At 40.0% G+C, this 14,014-nt stretch carries 4 protein-coding genes and 1 other annotated feature; all 4 genes read right to left on the bottom strand.

The genetic code is table 11. The features are described from left to right. Positions 1–375: 375 nt before the first annotated feature. The 4 genes from glmM to AC4HCY_RS07115 all read right to left on the bottom strand — a co-directional run bounded on the left by glmM (position 376) and on the right by AC4HCY_RS07115 (position 13,661). On the bottom strand, positions 376–1,725 hold the full coding sequence (gene glmM / locus AC4HCY_RS07130; protein WP_491095698.1) for a phosphoglucosamine mutase: 1,350 nt from the start codon (positions 1,723–1,725) through the stop codon (positions 376–378). A 266-nt stretch (positions 1,726–1,991) separates the two neighbouring features. Further along, positions 1,992–3,683, bottom strand: a complete 1,692-nt coding sequence (argS, locus tag AC4HCY_RS07125) for an arginine--tRNA ligase (RefSeq protein ID WP_491095697.1) — start codon at positions 3,681–3,683, stop codon at positions 1,992–1,994. An 89-nt stretch (positions 3,684–3,772) separates the two neighbouring features. Beyond that, positions 3,773–3,955, bottom strand: a binding site (T-box leader). 182 nt (positions 3,956–4,137) lie between these two features. Next, complete coding sequence (locus tag AC4HCY_RS07120) at positions 4,138–5,364, bottom strand: C45 family autoproteolytic acyltransferase/hydrolase (protein ID WP_491095696.1); 1,227 nt, start codon at positions 5,362–5,364, stop codon at positions 4,138–4,140. A gap of 68 nt (positions 5,365–5,432) precedes the next feature. After that, positions 5,433–13,661 (bottom strand): S-layer homology domain-containing protein, encoded by an 8,229-nt coding sequence (locus tag AC4HCY_RS07115; protein WP_491095695.1) that lies wholly within the window; start codon positions 13,659–13,661, stop codon positions 5,433–5,435. Positions 13,662–14,014 lie beyond the last annotated feature (353 nt).

Genomic DNA, 14,014 nt, shown 5'->3' with positions numbered 1-14,014 from the left:
TATTCAGCTCATTTCGGTTTATTTTGTACCTGCAATCGCTTGCGGTTTTGTAAAACCTCTATCGGCATTGAGCTATGCCGCAGGGCACCCGCCGAGTATTTCGATGAACCCTGTTCCTCGTCAACTTGCACAATGCAAGTCCAGGCGCTTATTTGATATCTTCAGGCTTACAGCTGCCGTTCACTTTTCCCCTCCTTTCCATATTACTTTTTCCATCACCTCCCTTCATAATACATCATACAGTTTAAACGTGAGTTTTTGCATTTTTACGGCAAAAATATTTTACATTGTTTATTATATTATCGCAAGGCCTTATTGTTGTATAGCATTGAAATATTGATGCATTTCATTGAAAAGGGCGCCCCTTGAGGCACCCTATGACAATTTCCTTTCTATCAATGCTGCCAAGTCTTCGGCCATTTTCTGTATGACGTTCTGATCCTCGCCCTCCAGCATGACCCTTACCAGGGGTTCTGTCCCCGAGGGCCTGATCACCACTCTGCCCGCATTCTTCATTTGGGCTTCGATGTTTTCTATGGCTGCTTTTATTTCCGCATCTTCCATATATTTAGTCTTATACTCATTTTTTATCCTGGCATTTACCAGTACCTGAGGCAGCTCGGTCATGATGCTTTTCAGCTCGGATAGCTTCTTCCCAGTCTCCTTTACTACGGATACCAGCTGCAGGGCCGTCAGAAGGCCGTCACCGGTGGTATTGTGATCAAGGAAGATTATGTGTCCCGATTGCTCACCGCCCAGGTTATAGCCGTTTTTCATCATTTCCTCCAGCACATACCTGTCTCCTACCTTTGTCCTGATTATATTGCATTGTTCATTCCTGCAGGCTATCTCCAGGCCCATATTGCTCATTATGGTAGCTACCACCGTATCCTTTTTGAGGTTGCCCTTTGACTTCAAGTGTTTCGCGATTATCGCCATGACATGGTCGCCGTTGACTATTTCGCCTTTATCGTCTACAGCGATGAGTCTGTCTGCATCTCCGTCGAAAGCCAGACCCAGATGGGCACCGGATTCTACAACCATCCTTTGAAGGCTTTCGGGATGGGTGGAGCCGCAGCTCTTGTTTATGTTTATTCCGTCAGGAGCGTTATTGATGACCAATATCTCGGCTCCCAGCTCTGCAAAGGCAGTGGGTGCTGTAATGTATGATGCACCATTAGCACAGTCCAGTACGATCTTCAGCCCTTTGAAATCTGCTTCTATGGTCTCTTTGAGAAAATCTACATATGTATAGACTGCATCATTTATTTCGGTTCTTTTGCCTATGCATTCACCCGTGGGGTTGGGCAAGGCTTTCATATTTTTCTCTATAATTTCTTGTATCTTGTCTTCCAATTCATCCGACAGCTTATATCCCTTGCCGTCAAAAAACTTGATCCCATTGTATTCAAAAGGATTGTGAGAAGCGGATATCACTATGCCTGCATCCAGACCCATCTGCCTGGTAAGGTAAGCTACGGCAGGGGTAGGCATCACATCCAATACCACAGCCTCTCCGCCCATGGAGCATATGCCTGCTACCAAAGCTGCTTCCAGCATGTCGCCGGAGATCCTCGTATCCTTTCCCACAGCTATCCTCGGCTTGTGCTTGTTTTCCTGGGTCAATACATAGGCCCCGGCTCTGCCAAGCTTATATGCCAGGCCGGAATCCAATTCACTGTTGGCTATTCCTCTTACGCCATCAGTTCCGAATAGTCGGCTCATATTTTGTCCCCCTTCTATTTTTAGGCTTACTTTACAATAATATCACAAAATTATATATAACGCATTAAAATATCCTACATAGCTGTTATGCTGACTGATAACGATTGCAGAGTTCCGAAGCTAAGACTTTGTAATACACTCTTATTCAGTCAGCATAACATTATTGCTGTAAAATCTTTTTTCACGCTATACATAGTAAAGTTCGCAATCAACAATTTTTCATAACCTTCATTCCTAATTCCTAACTCCTAACTCCTCATTCCCTTTTACATGCTTTCAGGTGTTTGTATCCCCAATAAGCCTAAGCCTGTGGTCAGTACGCTGCATACTGCCTTGGTCAAAGCCAGCCTGGCTTCCTTTACCTTTTCGTCGGCGGTCAATATGGGGTGGGTGTTGTAGAATTTATTGTAAGCCTTAGCAAGGTCGGTCACATACCTGGTTATTACAAAGGGCTCATACCTGTCTCCCGCTTGTTCTACGGTTTCCTTAAAGAAGCCCAGCAGCTTCACCATATTATATTCATCTTCGGTTTTCAGGTACGATAAATCCGGATTTTCTCCGATATTTCCCGCTTTTTTCAGTATGCTCTTCCCCCGGACATAGCTGTAGAGCACATAGGGCCCTGACTCGCCTTCGAAGCTGAGCATATCCTCCCAGGAGAATATTATATCCCTGTCCATATTGTTCTTCAGGAATGTATAGATTATTGCCCCCATACCTACTTTTTTGGCTACTTGTTCCTTGTCCTCCAGATTGGGATTCTTGCTGTTTATTATCTCCAGGGTCTTTTCCACAGCTTCATCCACCACTTCCTTGGCGTATATTATATTGCCCTTCCTTGTGGCAAGCTTGCTGTCTGCAAACTTTACCAGAGATGTTCCCACATGCACGCAGTCCTTTGCCCATTCAAAGCCCGCAAGCCGGAGCACGGAGAAAAACTGCTTGAAATGCAGCGCCTGGGTGTTTCCTACCACATAGAAGGATTTATAGAAATCATAGGTCCTCTTCCTGTAGATGGCCGCCGCCAGATCCCTTGTAGCATATATGGTAGCTCCGTCGGATTTCAGTATTATGCAAGGAGGCATATTGAATTGCTCCAAATCAACGATCTGAGCTCCGTTGCTTTCCTTGAGCAGATTCTTGTCCTTGAGTATCTGCACGACCTCGGGCATCTTGTCGCTGTAGAAGCTTTCCCCGGCATAGGAGTCAAATTCTATATTGAAGTCCTTATACAGCTTTCTGAATTCCGTGAGGCTCAGCTCCCTGAACTTTTCCCACAGCGCCACGGCTTCCGGTTCCCCGTCCTCAAGCTGCTTGAAATATGCCCTTGCCTCATCCTCCAGTGAAGGGTCTTTTTCGGCTTCTTCATGGAACTTTACATAAATCTTCACAAGCTCGGTTATAGGGTCCTTTTCTATCACTTCATCTACGCCCCATCGTTTATAGGCGGAGATGAGCTTGCCAAATTGGGTTCCGTAGTCCCCTAAGTGATTCAGCTTCACTGTGTTGTATCCCAAGTGCCTGAATATCTTTTCTATGGAGTTTCCCGTTATGGTGTTTACCAGATGTCCGATGTGGAAAGGCTTTGCAATGTTGGGGGATGAAAATTCCACCAGCACCGTCTTGCCTTCTCCTTCATCGGAGCTGCCGTATTTATCTCCCTGCTCTAGTATCTGGGCTATCGTATGCTTGATGAACCCTTCCTTATTTATGAAAAAGTTCAGATATCCTCCCGCAGCCTCGGCCTTCTCCAATGTATCGTCCTTTTCCACCTTTTCGGCCAGTTCCCTGGCTATCATATTGGGTGCTTTCCTCATGACCTTTGCCAGCTGAAAGCATGGAAAAGCATAGTCTCCCATGTTTGGCTGAGGCGGTATCTCCATCAGTTCCAATATTTTTTCTGTTTCCATTTCTGTCATGCTGCTGATTTTCTTTGCTATTTCTAATTTAAAATCCATATTGCTTCCTCCTTATTTTCTATGTTGTATTCCTTTGGGGTCAGTCTATGGCCGTAAAACCAATAAAAATTAAAAGTCCTCCGTCTCAATAAAGAGACGGAGGATCCGCGGTACCACTCTAATTGGCATAAATGCCCACCTTAATCCATAACGCCGGATTGCGCTTGAATCTCCTCGGCTCTTTTCTTTGACGTCTGACTGCCCGGCTTCCACTCTGTCCGAGCTCGCTTAAGTCCTTTACGTCAATTACTTTTCCGATTCATAGATGTTTTATATATTTTGATATATTATTTACTATTCTATTTAATTATATAGGAATAGTCAATATTTAATCCGCAATGTGGTGCATTTTTTCATTTCCACAGGCTGCCAACCCTATGAAAAATACCCTTTGGGTTACATATGAAACACCAACGTTTTTGAGTTTCATCTATTTATAACGAGGCTCGGATGTTTAAAACAGATTTTTTAAATCAATTTGCTGCCAGCCGGAATAATCCATGCCACGAATCCATAGAGTGAATTTCTCTGGCACAGCGATAACTTGATATACAGTGCCACCGTGAACAGCTCCTCCGTCTTTCACTTCAATATCCATGAGTTTTTTCATGCCGTTTACGTCCAGTTTACCAAAGAAATCTTTGGAGTTGGCAAGATTAATTAGGTTATTATAGCGCGGGTCAACTTCCGGTTTAAGAGGATCAACTATTTTATCTTCCCATTCTACTGGATATGGTGGAATGAAATTATTGTATGCAGCCAAAACGCCGTTTTGTCCGCTTTTTCTCACACGAGCTCCGAAGGTTGCTCTCTCCACGGATACACATTCTTTTACATCGGCAACCTGGAGAGCATATGCAAGATCAGCAGGGACATCCAGTAAATATTTTGATGCCTCATCAATAGTATTGCATTGGTTTAGAGCCGTTACTAAAACAGAAACACTATTTTCACGATCTTCTATGTATTCAGGATCAGAAAGCGACCCATTATTAAGTTCAATAAATATTCCTTTGTCATTCATGCCGGTTTCAAGATAAACATTGCCTAGCGGATGTACATTTGCAAAACTGTTTCCGGAATCAGGATTGAAAACAGCTACTGACAGGTACTTCATATATTTGACCATGGGCTCTCTTTCTATGTCCCAATTCCTGCCGAATATAAGAGTGCCGTCCGGTGTGTACTTGTCCCAAACCGCTAAACCGCTGCATGCACTAGTAAGTTCTCCGCCCATAACCAAATATGAGAGATTAAATATTCCGGCATTCAGAATCAGCACCTCATCATCGCTAAGTCCTGATGTTTCGGCAACTCCTTTTAACAGTTCATTAAGATTTGAGCTGAGAGTTGAGGCTAAACCTTTTGCATTTTCAAGCTGAGCATTATAATCCATTCCACGTGCTACAACATCTGCGGATATATCATCATAAAAACGGCGTAATTCATCCTTGACAAGCCCTCCATACTGACGTCCCATCTCTCGCCATGTGCCGTTTAAGGCGAGTACCCAATAAAAATCATCACTGGTTTTATATGCTGTACCACCTTCAAACTTTTTTATTTGTGTTAGAGAACTTTCATTTCCATGGCCGCTGCAACCGACAATAAAAACTGTTAAATAGACTAATAAAACGATAATGACAAAGATGTTTACATGATAAGACTTTTTAGGATTCATTATTGCGACCTCTCTTTCTTTTGATTATTCAAAATGCATAGGAAAGTATAAAATATAAATTTTTAATACTATTCTAAAATTATGGATAATAGAGCAGCTAGCATTTTTGCGCATTCAGCTCTGGCAGCATTTTCTTTGGGTGCGAAGATATTGTTTTCTTTACCGGATATGATACTTACACTGCTTAATTTTGCTGCTGCATCTTTTGCATAAGTGCTGATATCGGCTTCATCTGCAAATACCCTTGGTTCATTTTGACTCTCCAACTTATAATTTTTAGCTTTTATGAATCTTTCAATAATCACTGCTATCTGTTCTCTTGTAATTTTATCATTTGGTGCAAATGTAGTTTTAGATGTGCCAAGTACATATCCATTTTTTGCTGCCCATGCTACATATGGTGCATACCATACAGTTTTGTCAAAATCACTGAATTGAGTTTCAGCATCTTCTGGTATAATATCTCCTGACAAAACAGCAAGCATTTTTACAAATTCAGCTCTGGTAACGTTATTATTGGGAACAAATCTGCCATCACCAATTCCATTAATAACTCCTCTTGCGGCAAGATAGGTAATATAATCCTTGGCCCAGCCGCTTACATCCATAAACTGTACGTAGTTATAGCCAATGGCATATCTCGATAGATGATTAGTCTTAAAAGTTACAAAACCATCTTTGTATTCTCCGTTTGTGATCATATTGTATTTTCCATTTTCATCAACATGATAAACAACAATCGCGTTTTTATCCTCACCATCTTTGAGAGTATATGGTATTCTTATTGTAATACCATTGCCGCCAAAGCCGGTTATAGTATTGCTGCCTGATTTAATTTCAATATCTACAATTGGCCTGCCATCAGCACTTTCAGTTTTGTTGATACTTAAAACAATATTGCTGTCAGCTCTGGCTGCAATTTGCTCCAGCACTTCTTTAGGAAGGTATATCTCACCTTTGTTTAGTGAAATATGAATATTAATATCATTATCGATCAAAGCTTTAAGAGCATCCTTATCAATGTTTAATTTATCGCCTTCAATTACTATTTTAAGAGATTTTGGCTGCATTTCTTTATCGAGTTTGTTTAGTGCTGCAATTATATCACTTTGCCTAAGAGTAAAATTCTCTTTAATATAAATCGCAGCCTGATTACCCTCAATTATGGTTTTTATCACATTAGGTGTGTTTGTTGAAGCATTGGTTGTGGAACTATTAGGTTCCTCATCTTTGGATTTTTCACGCTCAGTATCTGCAACAGTAACAAATACAGTTTTCGATGCTGCTGCCTTATCACTGCCGATATCATCAGCAGGATTTTTTATTGAGCCATCGGCATTAAATTTTAACATGCCTCCTGCCGGATTATAAATTTTGTTGTTTTTATCTATCAGATATATATTGCCTATTGCTTCAACAAGAATTTTTGCAGTTCCTGCTTTCTTGGCTGTAATTATACCATCTGAATTAATTTCTGCAATTTCAGGATTCAAGCTCTTATACTGCAAGTCATAGCTTTCTGCTGCAGAAATAGGGAGAATACTAGCTGCCATGCTTTGGGAGGTTCCCCTTTCCATGGACATTGGTTGATTAACACTGATTGAAACCGCCATACCTGTATCTTTATAAACTATTACAGGTTTTGAACTAATTATCGTTTCTTCATCATTAATAGTTTTTTTGACCTTAATATAAAACTCAATACTATCGTCATCTCCAAAATCAGCGTCAGTTACTTTTACCATTTCATCAATTTTATATATATCTGAAGGTTTCACAGTATCAAATGAAAGCGTTTTTACAATGGCTGCCACTGCGTTATCATTAAATTTTTCAATTGAAAGCATAATATTTTCATCATCTTTATTTCCTAAGTTTAAGAGTGTTCCGGTAATTCTTATTTCGTCATTTGAGTAAAGATAGCCGCCTTGATTTTCTATAATAATATTCTCCTGAGGTGAGATTTCATATAGTTCCTCAGCAGCACTACTCTTCAGACCTTTCTCCCATGCTGTAATTTTTAGTTTTACCGGATTATCTGCGGAGAAATTATCCGGCATTGTGAAGCTTGTACTTGCAGTAACTTTACCACCTGATGACAGGTGCGAATCAAATACTATATCATCATAAATTTCAAATTTAAAGGTTACTTCTTTTGAGGGCATAAAGCCTGCATTAACAGCACTGACGGTAAGGGTTACGTTATCTCCGGCCTTGGGATATTCCGGATATATTTTTATATCAGATGGATAAATGTCCAGTGTAGATACAGGTTCAAACCGTCTTGCAACCAATGCGGATGTATCTGATTCTTTTTTATCCCATTCATCAGGGGTACTTGTATTATCCACAATTTCAAATCTGCGGTTTATAACAGTAACCGTACCATTTGAATCCACAGCGACTGTTTGCTCATTATTATACTCTCCGGGAGTTTCAGATAGCTGCTGCTTAGTGCCCCAGTTTCCCCTATAAACTGGTTCTCCGTATACACCTTCGTAAACTGTTTCGAATTTTGAATCATACATGGCTGCATATAATTGTCTTTCTTTAACAGCCACATTGTTAGTTATTGTTTGTCCTAGTTCATTCCATGCAACATAAAGGTTGCCGTCATCACCTATTGTTACAGTAAAGCTTTCTGCTGCCTCAGTATTTTTCTCATCCATTACTGTTAAAAAGCTTTCATATTCATCTTTTAATTTGGAATATGCCACACCGCCCATTGTTTCCTCCGAAAGGTTAAAATTCATAAGCGGATAAAGAGCTATATAAGATATATAGCCATTGTTATTCCAGAACAAATAGGAATCACCTTCATATTCTATTGTCTGCAGGTTTGAGTCCGGCGTTAAATCATCGGTAATCCTTATAGGTGATGTCAAGGTTCTGTTTTCAAAATCATAAACCATCATAAATAATTCTGAATCATCTCTTGTTTCAGGGTTTTGGTCGATATCAAGGATATAAATTATTTGTGCCTTGCCGTCTTGGCTTGCAGCGGCAAAATCAGTCACTTTCGGAGTATAAACATCTGCTAAATCAAAGTCCATAAACCTCTGTCCATAAAGCGAACCGGCTCCGTTCTTTTTCTCATATTCGAGATATGTTTTTTCATCTTCGTAATAGCTTGTCTGCCACTTACCATTGACATACATTCTGTAGGCAATTGTGCTGTAGGAATTATGCAAAAAATCTCCAATTTTTAATGCATTGCCATCAAATGCAACATCTTTGGTTTTATAATCTGTCTTATTATAAAGGAGCATGATATTTCCGGTTGTCTTGTCATAAGCCGCTTTTGGCGTCGCGTTCCCATAGGTTCCGTTATCAAAGGTCAATCGTTCTGTATTTCCTGCCTTATTGCCATCCAAATCAAAGAACTGTGCATAGATATCGGTACTGCTCAATAAATCAGCTATGGAAGGCTGTGTATCGCCAAAAGTTCTATTGGAGCCTGACCAGGTAACAAGAATTTTATCTCCTACAACTTTTGCATAGGGGTCGCAGTCAGCCATTCCATCGTCCTGGAGCTTAACAGGTTCACTCCATTCGCCGTCATAAATTGAATAATATAGGGCTGTACTGTCATAATCCGGTCTTTCCAGGTCGTCATTTATAAAGAATAATATTTTCTTATTGTTATTTAATGAAACTATCTTCGGTTGGGGATGTTTGTATATACCACTTTGCAGCGTTGTGACTTCAATACCTCGCAGACCTGCATTTGCACTGTCAGGTATATTATTCCAGTCCGACATATTATAAGCCCTGTCAAGCTCTGATATCCTTGATATTCCTTTCTTTTTGGCTATATTGTTTGCTGCTATCATGGCGTTCTTTTTGGTTATTTCCGGCAGCCAGTTGCTGTCTTTATAACCAGCAGTTCTGAATAATTGCAATGTGTACTTTGTAATATTGAACTTTATAGGTATTTTCCAAACATCAATATCCGCATTGAGGGCAAAGGTAAGGGTTCCGGCGCCGTTGTTCCACGGCTGATATACTATATCAATTATCATTTCTCCTTCTATTCCGCCAGATAATAATCCCCTGACACCAAGGCCTGCACCGATAGCAAATTTAGCATTAATATGGAAGAGCCCGTAAAATTCCATACCATCGTAATTGTCTGTTAAAGGGAACCAGCAAATAGTTGTCAAAATTCTTGTGTCATCACCGCCCTGTGCCATAAATAAACCTCTTACACTTGCACTTCCTTTTATCCTAAGATATACGGGGACACCGCAAATCGACGCGGTGATATCCTGCTGTGCTTTAGCTTCACAGCCCACATAAATCATCGCATAGTCAAAATAAAAATTGTTGATAGCGCCTTTCTTTTCCTTCGTCAACTGGATGTAGAATCCTATATCAAAGTCGATGGTAACGCCACCCTTGCCCGGGCCTGTTTTTGAAGAACCTTTGGAATTATTCCAGCTATCATTCAAAAGATTGCTGGAATACCTGCCATCGTTGAGATAATCAGCCAACAACTCTGTCTTTTGGGTAATATTTTTTTTGGCAAAATGATCTACGTTTTGGTCTATTATATTCTTTAAAGTTTTACCCACTCCTACTGCAACTGCATAGGTTTTGGCATTGTCACTTACCGGTTGGGGCTGCAGGCTGCGAGTTTTACCCAATTCAGTTTCAGGTTTTACCTGACCTATAGGATTTACTTCCGTACCATCACCAATGCCGGGTATATCCGGCAATATAACATCCCCGGCGGCAGGCGGTTCTTCTATGATGTATCCGGATTCTATCTCACCATGTCTTATATTTTTGTCATCGTACAATTCAACGGTTAACCTTCCGTTATTTTTGAAGCTTTCACGGAGGTTTGTACTCAAGGTCCACTCCCTGCCATCCGTTGAAGTGGCATCGAGGGTCTGCCATAAAGTTCCCAAAGCATCATAGCTTCTTAAGCGCACTTTGGTGATACTGCGGTTATCACTGGCATAAGCAATAAGGGATATCTTTGCAGTCCTGTCTTCAATTTTTAATTGTTCATTGCTTATACCGGTTATTTGCATACCCTCAACCTTGAAATTATCCATATAAGGGATTTCTAAGTACGTTGTTTTACTTCCTGTACGAATGGATTTTGTATAAATCTTGTTATCATATGCCAGCTTAATTGAATAGGGTGCACTATCTGTTCCATAAGGTGCATAAAGTTTGAAAATGCCATCTTTATCTGTGACAGTTGTTGTTTCGTATTTTTTGTTGCCTTTTATTATAGAAGTATTGCCGCTGTCCGCCACTGAAACCGATACCGAAACTCCGGGCAAACTATTGAAGGTTTTATCATTATACGGGTTAATAGGTAATGCTGTACTAACTTTGATTGTATTTTTAGATTGAACTACTCTGCCGCTAAATATAGGAGTACCGGGATTATTTACCTCGGTAAAATAATAATGCACTTTATCCAGCTCATCTGTTACCTCAAAGCTGAAGCTGCTGCCGATGTGTTTGCAGTATTTTATTGTTTCATCTTCAGTGGATATAGGTCCTTCGTCATCATCTTCTTCCTCTTCTTCGTCAATATCTTTAATCACCCAGCTTACTGTATAATCCTTATCAGGTTTGGCATAGAGGGTTACTATATCCCCAACGGATAACTTTTCAAGTGTAAAGGTACTGAAATTCTGCCTATATGCAGAGTAGTTTTCTGCAATTTTTGCTTCGTTCTGTGCAAGCTTGCTGCGGTACTCATCCAGAGCTTTTTGATATTCAGCGTCAGTTTGATAATCATCACGGTTTGGTGCTGTCACCGTGATTACATCTTTATAAAGAACACCTTTTTCTTTCAGCGGCATATTATCAGGATGATCGTGTAAAATCATACCTTTCAAATTATTTGTTTCCTTAGGCTCGCTTGTCCCTTCATCAGGCGCCCGCCATTCAATGGTTATGGTCTTACTGTTCAGATTAAAAACAGGCTCTATTTCCGTTCTCTTATTCAATACAATATTTGCATAGGGTCTTTCGTCTATATTTCCATTTGAATACTTTATTCCTTTAGCCGAATAATCCGCTTCGGGTATCAATTCTGCCTTGAGTTCATCACCGAAATAGCATCCCGATGTATCATATATTTGATTTTTATGTTTTCTTCCGTCAATTCGGAGCTCGCCTTTTTTATCATCATAATCCAGGATTTTTAAAGACCAGGCATTTATTCTTTTAAAAACAGGACGTATTGTCAATTTTTCTGACCATTTTGTAGTGCCTGCGACATAGATATTATCTGCAATGAATTCCGGTGTAATTGTTATTTTATCCGAAAATACAGTTGTTTTAAATTTATTGCCTATTTTGACTTGATATCCTATGTATTCAAGGCCTCGCTTTAACCCTTCCCGGCTCAATTTGGGGGTAAGGCTTATTGTTTCATCTCTATAGGGTTTTGAATCACTGGGTTCAACCGTACCGGGTTCAAATCTTATAGAATCTACGAGCTTGTTCCCGTTCCATACATTATAAGTAAAGTCAGTGCTTTCTGTTTCTTTTCCTTCTTTGTCGTAAGTAACCATCAAAGGTTCATCTATTACAACAGGAAACTGCTGTTTATGCAATTTAATGCTTCTTACTCCAAGACATCCGTAATGACTCCATTCCGTTTTATTTACAAAACGCATTTTTGTATTTTTTCTTGGATATTGATTGTCAGAACCTCCTATATAAGCTGTCTCGTCAAACTTACCTTTAGGATTGTAATACTCTTTATCATCTATATAGATGTATGATTTATTGGATTTTTTGTCATCATCGCCGGTATTCCGCCAATCCACAGTAATGCCGCTGATACCTAGTAAATCAACCCATTTATACATATAACCGGCTCGCCCCCAACCATCGTTAAGAGGCATTTCCATCCCACTGGGGGCAAAGAATGGAAAATTGCTTATATTCCACGTATGAAATGCATCGGAGCCGTAGGAACCCTCATAACCAAATGCGGTTCCCGGGTAGTATATATATTCTCTGCAATCATATATTGAAAGGGGATCAAAACTTTTATTGGCAGACATTAGTGTAAATCTTTTGTTTTCTTCCTCGGGCATTATGTTTACGGTTGTCCGGCTTATACCGTTTGTTGGTTTTTCATCCTCAGTAACCACTATTTCAAAGCTCAGCATTTCAGATACTTTATCAGCTAAAAGCGGTATCAGCACCTTTTTACTCGTTTCACCGGGTAAAAACATGGTATCGGTCATAACGGGAACATAATGCTCATCTGCCTTTGCGCTTCCCGATAATGTGGATATTTCTATTTTTGCATATGCATTAATATCTCCTCGGCGGGTAATAATGACCTCCGCTTTCTTTTCGGAAGGGTATGCGGAATAACATTCCTGTTCAAATCCAATGATTTGTCCTGCGCCTTCATCATTATCAATAATGTTGCAGGTTGCATTGAAAACATCTCCCAAAACAGCACCGCCGGTTGGATCAAAAAGTCCGATCATGAATTGCTTTGGTCCTTCAAATATGTTGTCATCTTTAATTCTCACCTTAAAAGCTTTATAGTTTTCGCCGTCTTCAAAAACCAAATGGCCGGCTGCCCCGGGCACAATAGTATTTAATGCATCACCGATTTTTATTTGCTCAGGATCTTCTATGTCAAAAATATTCATTTGCGAATTAACCGGCAGAGGAGCTGTACTTGTTTTTCCCATAGCCTCGTCACGCAGCTCATGAAGCGAGGATTTGTATGCAGGAGCTGCAGGTTCCATATAAACTGCTTCAGTTACCGAATAATCTTCTTTATTTGGCTCATTTGTTATAGCTATTATTGGCTGTTCTCTATATATTGCTTCTACAACTGATTCTTGATCGATTAAAGTCTTAATAAAATCCGGGTTCTCTGCAAGATATTTTGGCGAAGTAATAAAACCATTTTTGTTTTCTTCCAATGCTGATTCTAAAAGGGTGGGTGATTTTATTTCTTTTTTTAGAGTTTCGTATCCATACCACGCAGGCATAAGAATAGAAAAGTCATCACCGTACTTGGCTGTGATTTCAATAACCTTAAAATCAACCTCTACCTTGCCGGAAGTGCCGCCGCGCCTTACAACGATTACATCAAAATCATCGGCACCCTCCGTTGTATCAAATTCCACTGTTGAAAATTCTATTACTCCATTAGGATATTGTGCTGCATATTCTTCAGAAACCCGAAAAGCATCGCTTGAAATGCTTGTAATTTCACTGGCGTATACGAATGGAGCGGAAGAAAAAATTAGAGAAAACACCAAAATAATTGCAATTAATCTTCTAAACACATAAACACCCCCTAAAACATTTACAATTTTAATTTTTTATTCGCTTGACATACCCATGAAGCGAACACTCAAATATATGGGTTATTGCCAGGCTTGCCCCGTCGGGCATAGAAGTCCATATGCTGCAATGAAGACAGTTTTTCTTATAAGCATCACCTGTCAAAGAACTGCTTTTAGCGCAACATTTACATAGGCAAGGGAAAGCCTTCTCCGCTACTCCGCAGCTATCTTCGGGTTTCTTAATAATTTTATCGCCGGCCAATTGCTCTTCACCTCCAACAAAAGCCCAAGCAGTATTGTCGAGTTTACTATCGACATTATAAAACATCAATAACTAACAAAATAACTAACAA

The organism is Lutispora sp. QWL-02 (genome assembly GCF_058315355.1).
This window is presented reverse-complemented; position numbering and strand designations above follow the sequence as displayed.